Consider the following 16,443-nt stretch of genomic DNA (forward strand, 5'->3'; position numbering starts at 1 on the left):
CCCGCTCTTAGCGACGCAGCTTCAACCAGAGGCCACCGAGCGGAGGAAGCGACACACTCGCCGACGCAGGGCGCCCGGCCCACGGCTCGTCTGTAGCGTGCACCACGCCCAGGTTGCCGACGCCAGAACCGCCGTATTCGACGGCATCCGTGTTCAGGATTTCATCCCATTCACCGGCGAACGGCAGGCCGATCCGGTAGTTGAGGTGGGGGTTCCCCGAGAAGTTGAACAGGCAGGCCAGCACTGTGCCGTCATCGTCCTTGCGGAGGAATGTCACGACGTTCTGGCCGGCAGCCCCGCCATCCAGCCATTCGAAGCCGCGCGAATCGTTGTCGAGCTGCCACAGCGCCGGCGTCTCCACGTAGACGCGGTTGAGGCGGCCAACCAGGCTGAAGAGGCCACGGTGGGCCGGCTGGTCGAGCATCCACCAGTCGAGGCCGCGCTGCTCGCTCCACTCTGAGCGCTGGCCGAACTCCTGGCCCATGAACAAGAGCTGCTTTCCGGGGTGCGCCCACATAAAGGCCAGGTACACGCGAGTGTTGGCAAGCTGTTGCCAGGAGTCGCCCGGCATCTTCGAGACCAGCGAGCCCTTGCCGTGCACGACCTCGTCGTGGCTGATGGGCAGCAGGAAGCTCTCGCTGAAAGCGTATGCAAACGAGAACGTGATGTCGTTGTGGTGGTACGAGCGATACATCGGGTCTTGCTGCATGTACTGCAGGGAGTCGTGCATCCAGCCCATGTTCCACTTCAGGCCGAAGCCGAGTCCGCCGCTGTGCGTCGGCGCCGTGACGCCCGGCCAGCTCGTTGACTCTTCCGCGATCATCACAGTGCCTGAGTTGCGCTTGTACGCGGTGGCCGTGACCTCCTGCAACAACGCGATGGCTTCGAGGTTCTCCCGGCCGCCGCGGATATTGGGCTCCCAGCCACCTTCCTCCCGCGAATAGTCGAGGTACAGCATGGAGGCGACGGCGTCGACGCGGAGACCGTCGATATGAAACTCCTCCAGCCAGTAGAGGGCGTTGGCGACCAGGAAGTTGCGCACCTGGGACTGGCCGAAGTCGAAGACGTATGTGCCCCAGTCCAGCTGTTCGCCGCGCTTGGGGTCTGGATGTTCGTATAGCGGCTGGCCGTCGAAGCGGGCCAGCGCCCACTCGTCCTTGGGGAAGTGGCCAGGTACCCAGTCCATGATCACGCCGATGCCGGCCTGGTGCAGGCGGTCGATCAGGTAGCGCAGGTCGTCAGGGTGCCCGAACCGGCTGGTCGGGGCGTAGTACCCGGTGACCTGGTAGCCCCACGACCCGCCAAACGGATGCTCGGCCAGCGGCATGAACTCGACATGCGTATACGCCAGCTCGCCCAGGTACGCGATGAGCTCGTCGGCGAGATCGCGGTAGCCAAGTCCTGGCCGCCAGGACCCGACGTGCATCTCGTACACGCTCATCGGGCGATTGTGCGGATCGGTGTTGCCGCGCTGCTCCAGCCAGGCCGCATCGTCCCAGCTGTACGACGAGGTGCCAATCACGGATGCCGTCGCCGGCGAGACCTCCGTGTAGCGGGCCATCGGGTCGGCACGACGCACCCACTCGCCCGACTGCGCGAGGATCTCGAACTTATAGTTGCTGCCGGGTTGCAGCCCAGGCACGAACAGTTCCCACACCCCTGTGCTGCCCATATTGCGCATGGCGTGCGTCGCGCCGGCCCAGCCGTTGAAGTCACCGATGACTCGGACGGCCTGTGCGTGCGGCGCCCAGACGGTGAATGATGTGCCGAGTGTCGTGCCGAGAACCCCGGCGTGCTCCCGATAATGCGCACCGAGCGCGTCCCAGAGGCGCTCGTGCCTGCCCTCTCCGATGAGGTGCAGATCGAGTTCGCCGATCGATGGCGTGTAGCGGTACGGATCGTCAGCGATCCATGCCGGACCGTTGGCGTAGGTGGTCTCCAGCGTGTAGTCCTGCATGCCGAGTGTGCTGTAGCCCTGCCAGATGCCGTGGCCGATGTGGGCGAGCTCCACCCTGGCACCGGTCGGGAGCACCGCGAAGACCTCAGCCGCCAACGGACGCAGGGCACGGATCACCGTGACGGGGTCGCTGACGCCGGGCATCTCGACGAGATGCTGGCCGAGCACCGCGTGCGGGTTGAAATAGCTGCCGGCGGCAACGGCCTCCACAACTGCGGTCGGCGGAACCGGGATCTGCAGGCGGTCGTCCTTCGCGGGTTGCTTCATCGGCCGATTTCCTTTCGTGGTGCGGCGACTCGCTGGTGGGTGGCTTTCGGTGCGGTGCGTGGGAGGACCTGAAGGATGTGCACGGGCTCCGTGAAGGCATCCAGGCGCACGTAATTGTCGGCGAACCAGGTCCACACAGACCCCGTGACCAGGTCGCGCACCTCGAATGCCTCGCCGGGCTCAATGCCGAATGCCGCCACGTCGAGGTGCACGACGGTTTCGCGCACGGAATGCGGGTCGACGTTCGCAACGATGATGAGGGCATCCGCGTGGCCTGATGGCGTGAACTGTGCGGCCAGGTACTTGCTGTAGACGAGGATGGAGTCGTCTTCGCTTTCGTGCAGGGTGAGATTGCGCAGCTGCCGGAGCGCTGGGTGTTCTGCCCTGATGTGGTTGAGCAGTGTGATGAACGGTGCGAGCGACTGCCCGCGCGCCTCAGCTTTCGCGAAATCACGCGGCCGATACTCGTACTTCTCATTGTCGATGTTCTCTTCTGCACCGGGTCTGGCCACGCTCTCGTACAGCTCGAAGCCGGAGTACACGCCCCAGATCGGGCTGGCCGTCGCGGCCAGGGCTGCCCGGATCTTGAACGCGGCAGGGCCACCGAACTGCAGGTACTCGCTGAGGATATCCGGCGTGTTCACGAACAGGTTTGGCCGCAGGAAGTCGGCGGTGTCATGGGCAAGCGAATCGAAGAACTCCTCGAGTTCCTCCTTCGTGTTGCGCCACGTGAAGTAGGTGTACGACTGCTGGAAGCCGACCTTGGCGAGCGCGTGCAGCAGTGCTGGCCGGGTGAAGGCCTCTGCGAGGAAGACCACATCGGGGAACTCTGCGTTGACCGTGCCGATCAGCCATTCCCAGAAGTCGAGCGGCTTCGTGTGCGGGTTGTCGACCCGGAAGATCCGAACGCCGGCGACGATCCAGTGCCGCACGATGCGGAGCACCTCTGCCCGGATGCCCTCCGGATCGTTGTCGAAGTTGATCGGGTAGATGTCCTGGTACTTTTTCGGCGGGTTCTCTGCGTATGCGATGGTGCCGTCTGGCAGGGTCGTGAACCACTCAGGGTGCTCGGCGACCCATGGGTGGTCTGGCGAGGCCTGCAGGGCCAGGTCGATCGCCACCTCGATGCCGAGTGATTCTGCTTTGCCGACGAAGTACGTGAAGTCCTTCAGCGTGCCGAGGTCGGGGTGGATGGCGTCGTGCCCGCCGGCCGACGATCCGATCGCCCATGGCGACCCTGGGTCGTTCGGCCCGGCATCCAGCGAGTTGTTCGGTCCCTTGCGATATGCCCGGCCGATCGGGTGGATGGGCGGCAGGTAGAGCACGTCGAATCCCATGGCCGCGACGGCCGGCAGTCGGCGAGCGGCTGTGCGGAACGTTCCACTCGTCCAGGTGCCGTCAGGGCCCCGCTTGGCGCCCTCAGAGCGGGGAAAGAACTCGTACCAGGCGCCGACGCCGGCCCTCGTGCGTTCCACGATGACCGTGCGGCTCTCTGACTCGGTGCTGAGGCTGGCGAGCGGATGCCGCGCAATCCACGCCGCGAGCTTCGGGTTCTCCGCGGCGGCCAGCCGTTCGGTGTTGGTCAGTGTCACATCGGCCAACGTCGCGGCCGCAGCGGCGAATGCGCGCCGTTCTGCTGGTGTGCGGGACGCGTCGTGCGCCGCCCCTGACAGCAGCTCTTCGCCGATGGTGAACATCAACGGGACGTCGACACCGGCCGCGATCTTGACCGTGGCGTTGTGCTGCCAGGTGGCAAAGTCATCCGTGTATGCCCGCACTCGATAGGTCCACGCGCCCTGTTCGTGCAACTGCACGTCTGTGCCGAACCTGTCGGTGCCTGGCGCGAGGAGTGACATGGGGTGCGTGGTCGTTGCACCGTTCGGTGCGGTGAGCAGCAGCGCGACACCGATCTGGTCGTGGCCCTCGCGAAACGCCGTCGCGGCGAATGGCACGACCTCCGTGGCGAACGCACGCGCTGGCCAGCGGTTGTCGCCGAGCTGCGGCGACAGGTCAAGGATGGGGATGCGCCCGACCTGCGCGGGCGGAACCGGCGGCAGCGGTGTGTGGCTGCGCCCCGAGCCCGTGTGCTCAATGTGTGTGTGGACATCCGCTGCCGCGAGGGAGCTGCCGGGAACGTTGGTGAGATTCGCTGTCTTAGCCACACCATGACCGTAGCGTGAAACGCCACAAAATCCGGAGTGCCGACGTGTACACATTCCTCCCGCGCCGCCCATAGTGTTAGCAGCGTGAAGGCGATCCGGAAATTTACTGTCCGTGCTGTGTTGCCAGAGCCGTTGCTGGCTCTCGAAGAGTTGTGCGGCAATCTTCGATGGTCATGGCATGAGCCGACCAGGCAACTCTTCGAGCACATCGCCCCAGACCTGTGGCGCGACCTCGGCCACGACCCTGTTGCGCTGCTCGGCGCCGTCGATCCAGCCAGGCTGGCACTTCTGGCGACAGACGCTGACTTCGTCGCTGGGGCCAACGCCGAGCGCGATGAGCTGCGCTCATACCTGAACGAACCGCGTTGGTACCAGGGCCTTGAAGGCCAGAAGCCAGAGCGAATCGCATACTTCTCGCCAGAGTTCGGCATCGCCGCAGCCCTGCCCCAGTACTCCGGCGGCCTCGGCATCCTGGCCGGTGACCACCTGAAGAGCGCCTCAGACCTCGGCGTTCCGCTGGTCGGCGTCGGCCTGTTCTACCGGGCCGGCTACTTCAGCCAGTCGATTTCATCCGACGGCTGGCAGATGGAGAGTTACCCGCTGCTTGACCCGGATGGCCTGCCGTTGTCGGTGCTCCGTCGCCCGGACGGCTCAGATGTTCAGGTGGCCCTTGCCCTGCCCGATGGTCGCACCCTGCACGCCAGGGTCTGGCAGGCGCTGGTCGGCCGGGTGAGCCTGCTGCTGCTCGACACCGACATTCCGGAGAACGACGACGAGCTGCGCCTGGTCACCGACCGCCTGTACGGAGGCGGGGGAGAGCACCGGTTGCTGCAGGAGATCCTGCTCGGCATCGGGGGAGCGCGGGCCGTCAAGCTGTGGAGCAAGCTGAACGACCTGCCAGAACCAGAGGTGTTCCACACCAACGAGGGGCACGCGGGATTCCTCGGCCTGGAGCGGATCGGCAGTCTGATCGGGGAAGGCCTCAGCTTCCCGGAGGCACTCCAGGTGGCCAGGGCCGGCACCGTGTTCACCACCCACACTCCCGTCGCCGCCGGAATCGACAGGTTTGACCGGTCCCTCATTCGGCGCTACTTCGAAACCGACCTGCTGCCGGGCGTTGAGGTGGATGACATCCTCGCCCTCGGAGCGGAGGCCGGACAGGGCGCCTCCCCAGACGTCTTCAACATGGCGACCATGGGGCTGCGCCTCGGCCAGCACGCCAATGGTGTGTCGAAACTGCACGGCGAAGTCAGCCGGGAGATGTTCAAGGGCCTGTGGCCGGGCTTCGACCCCAGCGAGGTGCCGATCACGTCGATCACCAACGGGGTGCATGCGCCAACGTGGACCGATCCTGCACTGCTGCGCCTCGCCCACAGCCGGCTCGGTGCCGTCGACACCACGACGGCCGACTGGAACTCGCCGAGCATCACAGACGCCGACCTCTGGGCGGTGCGCGGATTCATGCGCCTGCAGTTCGTTGAAGACGCGCGGCGTCGCATCCGCTCTGCCTGGGTTCAGCAGAATCAGGGCGGGGTGCCCCCGGTGTGGATGAGCCAGGTTTTCAGCCCTGACGTGCTCACGATCGGCTTCGCCAGGCGCGTGCCGACGTACAAGCGGCTGACCCTGATGCTGCACGACCCCGAGCGCCTGCGCGCCCTGCTCACGCACCCGGAACGCCCGATTCAGATTGTGATCGCGGGCAAGTCGCACCCGGCCGACGAGGAGGGCAAGCGGCTTATCCAGCAGATCGTGCACTTCGCGGAGGACCCTGAGCTTCGCACCCGCATCGCGTTCCTGCCCGACTACAACATCGCGATGGCGCAGCTGATGTACCCGGGAACGGATGTCTGGCTGAACAACCCGCTCCGCCCGCTTGAGGCGTGTGGAACATCGGGGATGAAGGCCGCACTGAACGGTGTGCTCAACCTCTCGATCCTCGATGGCTGGTGGCCGGAGTACTACGACGGCAAGAACGGCTGGGCGATTCCCTCTGCCGACTCTGCCGGCGACTCGGCCGAGCGAGACAAGCTGGAGGCTGAGGCGCTCTACGACCTCATCGAGCACCAGGTGGCCCCCAGCTTCTATGAGCGCGACGCTGACGGCATCCCAGAGCGCTGGGTGGGAGCTGTGCGGCACACGCTTTCAGGGCTGTCGCCTGAGCTCAGCGCTGACCGTATGGTTCGGCAGTACGTCGAAGAGCTCTATGTGCCCGCGAGTCGTTACGAAGCCCTACTCAGCGAGGAACACTATCTCGCGGCCAGGGATCTCGCGGCGTGGAAGGACACCGTGCAGTCGGCGTGGCCAGGCGTCGCGGTGAGCCATGTCGAATCCGGGGGAGTCGGCCCTGTGCCGCAGGTGGGCGATGAGCTGCACCTGCGCGCTCACGTGCAGCTGAACGGATTGACGGCCGACGACGTCTCCGTCGAGGTCGTCTACGGGCGCAGCTCAAGCGCAGAGGACCTCTCCGACGTCGAGACCCAGGCGCTGTCACTCGTGGACAACGAGAAGGCAGGGGGAGCGGTGCCTCGCACCGGTGCGCTCTACACGGGAACCGTCAGGCTGAAGCGTGCGGGGAGCTTCGGCTACACCGTGCGGATCGTGCCGAACAACCCGCTGCTGGCCAGTCATGCAGAGATGGGACTGGTGGCGCTCGCCGGGTAGGGTCTCCCGGTGGTTGAGGAGCGCCCGAGGAACGAGGTCGCGACTCGAAACCACGCGAGTCCGTATGCAGACCCAGGAGTTCGGCGTGCTGGATTTCGAGACGCTCGCTGGCGCTCGCTCCTCAATCACCGGAAGCGGCCCTGCGCGGATATCTCAGGGGCGAGCGATGTCCGCGAAGATCGCGTTGGTGGCCAGCTGCAGGTCGGCGGGTGCCAGTTCGATGTCGAAGCCGCGCCGGCCCCCGGAGACGAAGACGGTGTCGTAGAGCAATGCCGTCTCGTCCACCACGGTGGCCAACGGGGTCTTCTGGCCGATCGGGCTGATACCGCCGACGATGTAGCCGGTCTTCCGCTCAGCAAGCTTCGGATCGGCCATGACGGCCTTCTTGGCACCGACCGCCGTGGCGAGCGCCTTGAGGTCGAGCTGGCCGGTGACGGGAACGACGCCGACGACGAGCGCGGCATCCGCTTCAACCAGGAGCGTCTTGAACACCTGGGCCGGATCGAGACCCAGCTTGTCCGCGGCCTCCTGCCCGTAATTCACGGCGTTGGACTCATGCGCGTACAGGTGCGGGGTGAACGGGATGCCGGCGGTTGCCAATGCGAGAGTCGCCGGGGTGCCAGCGCCCAGGTCAGGCTTCTTGCCCGCAGCTGTCTTGTTGGCCATCATCCCGCCTCACTCGCCTGCGCTACTCGCCTGCGTCTCGATATGTCTGCCTCAGTGTGCCCTGAACAGCTGCATCGAGGTACCTGACATGGCAACGGTACCGCCGGGGAGCAACGGCTCACGATCGGCCCCTAGCTCATCGTGGCTGGAGTCCCAGAGCAGCTCGTACGAGGTGACGCCCTCGTGCGCAGGCAGGGTCACCAGGGTGTCGCTCTCGACAGCATGCACGATCAATAGCACTCGGTTGAATTCCTCGTGCTCAGGCGTGCTCGCAACCAGGTACTGCAGCGTGCGTTGTGTGGGGGAGTTCCAGTCCTCTGGTGACATCGAACTGCCGTCAGTGTCGTACCAGTCCATCTGGCTGGCACCCGGGATGGTCTCGCCGAACCGGCCGTACCGCACCGGGCGGAGCGCCGGGTTCTCGCGGCGCAGCTGGAGCAGGCGCTTGCTCACCCTGAGGAGGTCCTTCTGCCAGTCGTCGAGCGACCAGCCCAGCCAGGTGAGTTCACTGTCGTGGCAATACGGGTTGTTGTTACCGCGCTGGCTGCGACCGAATTCGTCACCGGCTGTGATCATCGGGATGCCGGCCGACAGTAACAGGGTGCCCAGCAGGTTGCGCATGGCCTTCCGACGCGTGGTCAGGATGGAAGCGTCCCTGGTCGGGCCTTCAACGCCGTGATTGTACGAGTTGTTGTTGCTGCTCCCGTCGCGGTTCGACTCCCCGTTGCCGAGGTTGTGCTTCACGTTGTACGCGGTGAGGTCCGCGAGCGTGAACCCGTCGTGCGCCGTGATGAAGTTGAGGGAGGCCAACGGGCCGCGCTCCTCAGCGAAGGTGTTCGACGAGCCGGCGAGCCGGGTCGCGAACCGACCGATGCCGCTCCCAGCCGAGCCCGTTTCCCTGGCCACCTGGATGTCGGTCAGCCAGAAGTCGCGCATGCGGTCGCGGTACCTGTCGTTCCACTCCGACCAGCCGTCCCGGAAGTTGCCGGTCTGCCAGCCGCCCATGCCAACGTCCCACGGTTCGGCGATCAGCTTCACGTTCTGCAACTCTGGGTCATCCTGGATGGCCACGAGCAGCGGATGGTCGCGCCGGTAGGTGACGGTCTCATCGCGACCGAGGGCGACAGCCAGGTCAAAGCGGAACCCGTCAATCTGCACCTCGTTGGCCCAGTACCTCAGTGAGTCGAGCACGAGACGGCTCGGCTCAGCCCGGCTGAAGTCGAGAGTGTTGCCGCAGCCGGTGACGTCGATGTACGCCCCGTTCTCGTCTTGCCGATAGTAGGCAGCGTTGTCGATGCCACGGAAGCTGTACACCGGGCCGTTGGGGCCCTCCTCAGCTGTGTGGTTGTACACGACATCGAGGATGACCTCGAGGCCGGCCTCGTGCAGCATCTTGACCATGCCCTTGAATTCCCGGAGCACGGCCTCTGGGCCGGCTTGCTGCGCAGCTTTCGTCGCGTAGTCGGCGTGCGGGGTGAAGAAGTTGAGGGTGTTGTATCCCCAGTAGTTGGTCCTGCCCTGCTTGATCAGGCGGTCCTCAGAGGCGAACGCGTGAACGGGGAGCAGCTCGATGCTCGTCACGCCGAGCTCTGTGAGGTAGTCAGTAACAGCGGGGTGGGCGAGACCTGCATAGGTGCCGCGCAGCTCCGTCGGTACGTTCTGGTTCTGCATGCTCAGCCCGCGCACATGGGCTTCGTACACCACGGTGTGGTCGAGCGGAATGGCGGGCTTGGCCGAGTCGCCCCAGTCGAAGCTGCCATCGACGACGACGGACTGCCACTGGCTGGTACCGACACGCACCAGGCCCCGCGCATACGGCTCCACCAGCGTCTTCTCGGGGTGGAACGCGTTCTTGGGGCCAGCGGCGCCATACACGCGGATGCCATACCGGCGCCCGGGGGAGAGCGTGCGGCTCTTGCCGCTCCAGACATTGTCAGCGTCCCTGGTCATCGCAACTGTCTTGATGACCCAGTTGGGGTCGGTGTCGTCGAAGATGCACAACTCCATGGCGTCTGCTGCCTCAGACCACACGCGAAGCTCACCTCCGTTGGAGGTCACCCTCACGCCAAGGTTGCGCAGGGAATCAGCCGCTGTCATGCGTTCTAGAGTAGTGAATGTGACGGTTTACCTTGACCATGCAGCAACCACCCCCATGCTCCCCGCAGCAATCTCGGCCTACGCGGAGGCGATGGGCGTCGTCGGAAACCCGGCATCCATCCACAGCTTGGGCCAGAACGCGAAGCGGATGCTGGAAGAAGCCAGAGAGATCGTGGCGGCCAGTGTCGGCTCAGATCCCATCGAGATCGTCTTCACTGGCGGTGGCACGGAGTCTGTGAACCTGGCTATCAAGGGTCTCTGGTGGGCGCGGAGCCCTCGCACGCGCATCCTGGTTCCCGGCGGCGAGCACCACGCCACCATGGACACCGTCGAATGGCTGGAGCGACACGAGGGCGCCACCATCGAGTGGATCCCGCTCGACTCCCTCGGACGCATCGACCTGGGCGCCCTTGAACGCGCCATTGAATCCGATCCTGACAGTGTTGCGCTCGTCACCCTGCTAGCCGCGAACAACGAGGTCGGCACCATCCAGCCCATCGAGCAGGTAGCCGCGCTCGCCGCAGCGCACGGCATTCCTGTGCACGTCGACGCGATCTCTGCCTACGGCCATGTCCCCATCGACTTCGCCTCCCTCAGCGCCCTCGGTGTCTCGGCCATCAGCATCTCGGCCCACAAGATCGGCGGCCCCGTCGGCATCGGCGCACTCGTACTGTCGCGCACGGCCACGGTCGTGCCGCTCATTCACGGCGGCGGGCAGCAGCGGCAGGTACGAAGCGGAACACAGGATGTCGCAGCTGCCGTCTCCTTCGCTGTGGCGGCATCCGCTGCAATGCAGGCCATGCCCAGCGAAGTCGAGCGGCTGGGCGCGCTTCGCGACCGCCTGGTCGACGGTGTGCTCGCCGCGGTGCCGTCCGCCGTGCTGAACGGCGACCCAGAGCCAGCAGGGCGGATCGCCAGCAACGCGCACTTCACGTTCGCCGGCTGCGAGGGCGACTCACTGCTGTTCCTGCTCGATGCCGCCGGCGTTTCCGTGTCGACGGGCTCCGCCTGCCAGGCCGGTATTCCAGAGCCGTCACACGTGCTGCGGGCCATGGGCCGCACCGAGATCGAGGCCCGCGGCGCGCTGCGGATCACGCTTGGCCGCACGTCGACCGACGCCGACGTCGACGCCTTCCTCGCCGCGCTGCCTGTGGCCTACGCGCAAGCCTCGCGCGCCGGTCTTGCCGATCGACTGCCAGGAACCGGCGCTTACACTTAAGCCATGAAGGTTTTGGCAGCAATGAGCGGTGGGGTGGATTCCGCCGTCGCCGCAGCACGCGCGGTAGAGGCAGGGCACGAGGTGGTCGGGGTTCACCTGGCACTCAGTCGCATGCCGGGAACACTCCGCACCGGCAGCCGCGGCTGCTGCACCATCGAAGACTCAATGGATGCCCAACGCGCGGCCAACATCATCGGCATCCCGTACTACGTGTGGGACTTCTCAGAGCGATTCAAGCTCGATGTCGTCGACGACTTCATCGCCGAGTACTCGGCCGGACGCACACCGAACCCCTGCATGCGCTGCAACGAGCGCATCAAGTTCGCCGCCTTGCTTGAGAAGGCCATCGCCCTCGGCTTCGACGCTGTCGTGACCGGCCACTACGCGAGCATCGAGACGGATGCCGACGGCAACAAAGAACTGCACCGCGCTGCGGCCTGGGCCAAAGACCAGTCCTACGTGCTCGGCGTGCTCACCGCAGAGCAGATCAATCACTCGATGTTCCCGCTCGGCGCGACGCCGTCCAAGGCCGAGGTGCGCGCTGAGGCCGCAGAACGCGGTTTCTCTGTGGCCAACAAGCCCGACTCCCACGACATCTGCTTCATCCCTGACGGCGACACCCGCGGCTGGCTGGCCGATCGCGTCGGTGCAGAGCAGGGCGCAGTGCTCGACCGCGCAGGCGAGGTCATCGGCAAGCACGAAGGCGCTCACGCCTTCACCGTCGGACAGCGCAAGGGCATCAACATCGGCTACCCGGCAGAAGACGGCAAGCCCCGCTTCGTGCTCGAGGTGCGACCGAAGACCAACGAGGTCGTCGTCGGTCCGCGTGAGGCACTCGACATCGCCGAGATCGCCGGGCAGAAGTTCACCTGGGCAGGGGTCGCTCCGCTGCACCCGGATGTCGCCTTCGACTGCGAAGTGCAGATCCGCGCCCACGCAGACCCGGTTCCCGCCGTCGCACAGGTCGTGCCTGGCGTCGATGGCGTGACCGAACTGAAGATCATCCCGAACGACCCCCTGAACGGCGTCGCTCCCGGGCAGACGGCCGTCGTCTACGTCGGCACTCGCGTGCTGGGCCAGTGCACCATCGACCGCACGGTGTCTGCAGTACCCGTTCCGCTTCCGGCCCCCGTGCCGGTTACTGCTTAGCCGCGTCGCTTCTTCCCCTGTCGGTGCCCCTGCCTAAACTGGGGGCGTGACAGATATGTACTCCGCAGCAGAACGTGACGCCGCCAGCGAGGAAGTCGCGCAGCTCACCACCCGAATTCTTGAGCTCCGCGACGCCTATTACGAGCAGAACGCGCTCATCGCCTCCGACGAGGAATACGACGGCCTTATGCACCGGCTCGAAGAGCTGGAGCGCTTGTTTCCAGAGCTGGCCAGCCAGGACAGCCCAACGCAAACCGTCGGCGGGCGTGCGCAGAGCCTGTTCGATCCCGTCGAACACGCAGAGCGGATGCTCAGCCTCGACAACGTCTTCAGCATCGACGAGTTCGAAGCCTGGGCCGCCAAGGCACGGCGTGACGCCGGCCGTCCAGTGCACTACCTCTGCGAGCTCAAGATCGACGGGCTGGCCATCAACCTGCGCTACGAGAACGGCGTGCTCATCACGGCGGCCACTCGCGGAGACGGTGTCGTCGGTGAAGACGTCACGGAGAACATCGCGCTGGTCCCCGGCATACCGCGCCGCCTGCTCGGCACCGGGCATCCGCCGCTCGTCGAAGTGCGCGGAGAGATCTTCTTCCCCGTCGAGTCGTTCGCAGAACTGAACGCCCTGCAAAGCGCGTCGGGGGAGCGCGTCTTCGCCAACGCCCGCAACGCGGCCAGCGGATCGCTCCGCCAGAAGTCAGAGAACAAGACCGACGCGCAGTTGAAGCTCATGCGCGCGCGCCTCGGCCGGCTGCGCATGCTCGTGCACGGTATCGGCGCCTGGCCCAACCCGCCCGTGGCCGCGCAGTCTGAGGTGTACGAACTGCTCGCAGGCTGGGGTCTGCCGACCAGCACCCACTACCGGGTGGTCGAGACGGTCGACGCCGTCGATGAGTACATTCGCTACTACGGCGAGCACCGAAACAGCGTCGAGCACGAGCTCGACGGCATCGTCATCAAGATCGACGAACTCGAACTGCACGCCGAACTCGGTGCGACCAGCCGGGCGCCGCGGTGGGCGATCGCATACAAGTACCCGCCTGAGCAGGTGAACACCAAGCTGCTCGACATCGTGGTGAGCGTCGGTCGCACCGGAAGGGCAACCCCGTTTGCCGTGATGGAAAAGGTGCGCGTTGCCGGCTCAGAGGTGCGCCAGGCCACCCTGCACAACCAGGACGTCGTCAAGGCCAAGGGTGTCATGATCGGCGACACCATCGTGCTGCGGAAGGCCGGAGACGTCATCCCAGAGGTCCTCGGCCCCGTCGTCGAACTGCGCGACGGCAGCGAGCGGGAGTTCGTCATGCCCACTCTCTGCCCGGAGTGCGGCACACCCCTGGCCCCTGCCAAGGAAGGCGACATCGACCTGCGCTGCCCCAACGCGAAAAGTTGCCCCGCCCAGGTGCGCGGCCGGGTGGAGCACGCCGGTTCACGCGGAGGACTCGACATTGAGGCTCTCGGCGAGGTAGCCGCTGCCGCGCTGACCCAGCCGCTTGCGCCCGTTGACCCGCCGCTTCCCACCGAGGCCGGCCTGTTCTCGCTGCGGCTGGAAGACATCTTCCCGGTCACCGTGATTGTGCGGGACAACGAGACCGGGCTGCCGAAACTGACCGAGGATGGTGTCCCCAAGGAGGTCACGCCCTTCCGTCGCAAACGGAAGAAGACCGGCAAGGACGCCGACGCTGCATTCGATCCGGCAGCGACCGAGTTCGACGGCGACGCAGACTTCGTGCCATCGAAGAACGCCAGGGAGCTGCTCGCGAACCTGGAGCTGGCCAAGACCAAGCCGCTCTGGCGCATCCTGGTCGCGCTCAACATCCGCCACGTCGGACCGGTCGCCGCACGTGCGCTGGCCAACCACTTCGGGTCCCTCGACAAGATTCGTGCCGCGAGCCGTGACGAGCTGGCCGAGGTGGACGGTGTCGGCGGCATCATCGCCGACGCGGTCATCGACTGGTTCACCGTCGACTGGCACCAGGACATCGTGTCGCAGTGGACAGACGCCGGCGTGCAGTTCTCGACACCTGACCACCCCGGACCTGGCGCCGCGGCGGCCGCAGGCGGTGTCTTGAGCGGACTGACGGTTGTTGCCACTGGATCACTTGAGGGCTTCTCGCGCGAAGGCGCTCAGGAGGCGATCATCGCGGCGGGCGGCAAGGCGGCATCCAGCGTGTCCAAGAACACCGACTTCGTCGCCGCGGGACCCGGTGCCGGCTCAAAACTGGCCAAGGCAGAACAACTGGGCGTTCGGGTGATCGACGCCGATGGCTTCCGACTTCTGCTCGCTGAGGGTCCCTCAGCGCTCCCGGTCTTATAAGCCGTCACGAAAGCCGTCTGGTAAGTGCAGCTGGCCCTTGTCGAACCTCGTTTCGTTTCCGGCTCGTTTCCGCCTGGCTACGCCGGCGTGCCAATTGGGTAATTGACCCCACAAACCCCCCGTAACGGGGGTGGACTGGCCGCCTTTTGGGGTTGCTCCGCCGATAAGCTGAAACCACCAGACAGGTGTTTGGCGCGAGACCACATGTGGTCTTTCGTACGTGAGGGGACGTGCCCTGCTTGCTGTTGGACGTTGCAACAGTTCTCACCGCCTCGCTCGCTCTCATGGGAGTGCGTGAGGACATTGGCGCGCATGCGCAGGTAACAGGGACCGTCGCTACGTCAGTCGCGGCGTCGGTTGAGGCGCGTGTTTCCGATCGCCCCGGCGATGGTGTGCAGACGGCTCTCTGGCTCAACGTTTCTCCTGGTCTGGGGTCGTCTGTTGAAGTCGATCTGGCGGCCCTTCGCAACGTCTCTGGGCTCACGCTTTTGGCCGGCATGTCGAAGCTGCCACAGAGCGAAATGGCCAGCTTCGTCGGCAAATACCCCGCGCAGGTCGACGCCCTCCTGACGAATCCGCCGGTCGCCGTGCGCGTGAGTGCGCTGTGGAACTCCTTCTCAGCGCGGGAGCGGGCAACGTTGCTCTCGGCGAGCCCTCGCCTGGTCGGCAATCTCGACGGCATCCCGTTGAAAGCACGCGGCGAAGCAAACCTGCGCTACCTCAACGAGAGCATGGCTGGGCTGCAAACCCAGCTGAACGGAACGTTGTCATCGGTAGACCGCTCCAAGGCGACAGGCACGCTGGCTGTCCTGACGCAGGTCCGGCTGGCGCTCACGCCCAGGGAAGACGGTGCCGTTCGCACGTTGGTTCTCCTCGACATCGCTGACGGCGGTCGCGCTGCCATTGCCATCGGCAACCCCGACACTGCGTCGCACGTGAGCTATCTGATTCCCGGAATGAACTTCGGCGTCTACGAGCAGATGGTCAACTGGACGAACATGGCCGAAGACCTCTACGACGAGCAACGCTCTGTTTTGAAAGCGGCAAACGACAAGAAGACCGCAGACCCGGGCAGGAAGAGCGTGTCCACCGTGGCCTGGATCGGCTATGAGACGCCATCACTGTTCACCGTCGGCGGTCTGGACAAGGCCACGAAGGGCGCATCCCTTCTCGAGAATGACTGGCTCGGCCTGCAGGCCTCACGCGGACTCGACCGGCCATTCCTCACCGTCATCGGCCACTCGTACGGGTCGACCGTGTCGCTCGCTGCCCTGGCACAGGGCTCTGTGCGCGCAGATGCCCTGGTTCTTGTCGGCTCACCGGGCAGCCCGGTGCAGAGCGTCGACAGTCTCGACGTGCCGGCCAATAAAGTCTTCGTCGGCGAAGCCGACTGGGACCCAGCGGTCGACAGTGCCTTCTTCGGTGCCGATCCTGGCGATGCCTCCTTCGGCGCCCGCACGCTCGGTGTCTCTGGCGCCACTGACAGGGTGACGGGGGAATACCTCGCCGGTTCCTTCGGCCACAACGACTATTTCACCCCCGGCAGCGAGTCCTTGCACAACATGGCGTTGATCGGAACCGACAACGCGGAACTGGTGACGGCCGGCGACGAATAGAATTGAAGCATCCACCTCGACGAACCGTATGGAGCTTCATGTCTGAAATCACGGCTGAGCAGGTAGCCCACCTGGCCAACCTCGCCCGAATCGACCTCAGTCCAGAGGAAATTCTGGGCATCACCGCAGAACTCGGCCAGATCGTCGACTCCGTGGCCAAAGTAAGCGCTGTTGCCACACCGGATGTTCCGGCCACCAGCCACCCGGTGCCACTCACCAACGTTTTCAGGGAAGACGTCGTCGTTCCCTCGCTCACCGTTGAGCAGGCCCTGTCGGGCGCTCCTGAGCGCGATGGCGACAAATTCCGTGTTCCCGCAATTCTGGACGAGGACTAA

Annotated in this window: 10 protein-coding genes; 6 read left to right on the plus strand and 4 right to left on the minus strand. The window is 65.4% G+C overall.

What is annotated here, in order from left to right:
* Positions 1-7: 7 nt before the first annotated feature.
* Positions 8-2,224: a 1,4-alpha-glucan branching protein GlgB gene (gene glgB, locus AC25Z0_RS03230; RefSeq protein WP_488132288.1), complete on the minus strand. Its 2,217-nt coding sequence runs from the start codon at positions 2,222-2,224 to the stop codon at positions 8-10.
* Complete coding sequence (locus AC25Z0_RS03235) at positions 2,221-4,386, minus strand: alpha-1,4-glucan--maltose-1-phosphate maltosyltransferase (RefSeq protein WP_488132289.1); 2,166 nt, start codon at positions 4,384-4,386, stop codon at positions 2,221-2,223. The genes glgB and AC25Z0_RS03235 overlap by 4 nt, the downstream gene beginning before the upstream one ends.
* An 84-nt stretch (positions 4,387-4,470) precedes the next feature.
* Here AC25Z0_RS03235 and glgP point away from each other — a divergent pair, with 84 nt between their 5' ends.
* The gene (glgP, locus tag AC25Z0_RS03240; RefSeq protein ID WP_488132290.1) at positions 4,471-7,047 is read left to right on the plus strand and encodes an alpha-glucan family phosphorylase; all 2,577 of its coding nucleotides are present in this window, start codon (positions 4,471-4,473) and stop codon (positions 7,045-7,047) included.
* A 153-nt stretch (positions 7,048-7,200) separates the two neighbouring features.
* Here the strand turns inward: glgP and ybaK are convergent, their stop codons facing one another.
* Both ybaK and glgX read right to left on the minus strand, forming a co-directional pair.
* Positions 7,201-7,713, minus strand: coding sequence for a Cys-tRNA(Pro) deacylase (gene ybaK, locus AC25Z0_RS03245; protein WP_488132291.1), 513 nt, complete (start codon positions 7,711-7,713; stop codon positions 7,201-7,203).
* Between the two features lie 51 nt (positions 7,714-7,764).
* Positions 7,765-9,810, minus strand: coding sequence for a glycogen debranching protein GlgX (gene glgX / locus AC25Z0_RS03250; RefSeq protein WP_488132292.1), 2,046 nt, complete (start codon positions 9,808-9,810; stop codon positions 7,765-7,767).
* A gap of 19 nt (positions 9,811-9,829) precedes the next feature.
* Between glgX and AC25Z0_RS03255 the strand changes: the two genes are divergently transcribed.
* The 5 genes from AC25Z0_RS03255 to gatC all read left to right on the plus strand — a co-directional run bounded on the left by AC25Z0_RS03255 (position 9,830) and on the right by gatC (position 16,443).
* The gene (locus tag AC25Z0_RS03255; protein ID WP_488118823.1) at positions 9,830-11,029 is read left to right on the plus strand and encodes a cysteine desulfurase family protein; all 1,200 of its coding nucleotides are present in this window, start codon (positions 9,830-9,832) and stop codon (positions 11,027-11,029) included.
* A gap of 3 nt (positions 11,030-11,032) precedes the next feature.
* Positions 11,033-12,178 carry a tRNA 2-thiouridine(34) synthase MnmA gene (mnmA, locus tag AC25Z0_RS03260; protein ID WP_488132293.1) on the plus strand — a complete coding sequence of 382 codons (1,146 nt, stop codon included), beginning with the start codon at positions 11,033-11,035 and terminating at the stop codon, positions 12,176-12,178.
* A 55-nt stretch (positions 12,179-12,233) separates the two neighbouring features.
* Entirely contained in the window at positions 12,234-14,492 is a 2,259-nt protein-coding gene (ligA, locus tag AC25Z0_RS03265; RefSeq protein ID WP_488133106.1) for an NAD-dependent DNA ligase LigA, read from the plus strand.
* A gap of 239 nt (positions 14,493-14,731) precedes the next feature.
* On the plus strand, positions 14,732-16,108 hold the full coding sequence (locus AC25Z0_RS03270; RefSeq protein ID WP_488132294.1) for an alpha/beta hydrolase: 1,377 nt from the start codon (positions 14,732-14,734) through the stop codon (positions 16,106-16,108).
* A 38-nt stretch (positions 16,109-16,146) separates the two neighbouring features.
* Positions 16,147-16,443 carry an Asp-tRNA(Asn)/Glu-tRNA(Gln) amidotransferase subunit GatC gene (gatC, locus tag AC25Z0_RS03275; protein WP_488118826.1) on the plus strand — a complete coding sequence of 99 codons (297 nt, stop codon included), beginning with the start codon at positions 16,147-16,149 and terminating at the stop codon, positions 16,441-16,443.

This window comes from Leifsonia sp. Y862 (genome assembly GCF_057669585.1).

What these genes read in the sequence shown, in the direction of transcription:
- glgB (WP_488132288.1), bottom strand. Translation starts at nt 2,224, where the DNA reads ATGAAGCAACCCGCGAAGGACGACCGCCTGCAGATCCCGGTTCCGCCG.
- ybaK (WP_488132291.1), bottom strand. Translation starts at nt 7,713, where the DNA reads ATGGCCAACAAGACAGCTGCGGGCAAGAAGCCTGACCTGGGCGCTGGC.
- glgX (WP_488132292.1), bottom strand. Translation starts at nt 9,810, where the DNA reads ATGACAGCGGCTGATTCCCTGCGCAACCTTGGCGTGAGGGTGACCTCC.
- mnmA (WP_488132293.1), top strand. Translation starts at nt 11,033, where the DNA reads ATGAAGGTTTTGGCAGCAATGAGCGGTGGGGTGGATTCCGCCGTCGCC.
- ligA (WP_488133106.1), top strand. Translation starts at nt 12,234, where the DNA reads ATGTACTCCGCAGCAGAACGTGACGCCGCCAGCGAGGAAGTCGCGCAG.
- gatC (WP_488118826.1), top strand. Translation starts at nt 16,147, where the DNA reads ATGTCTGAAATCACGGCTGAGCAGGTAGCCCACCTGGCCAACCTCGCC.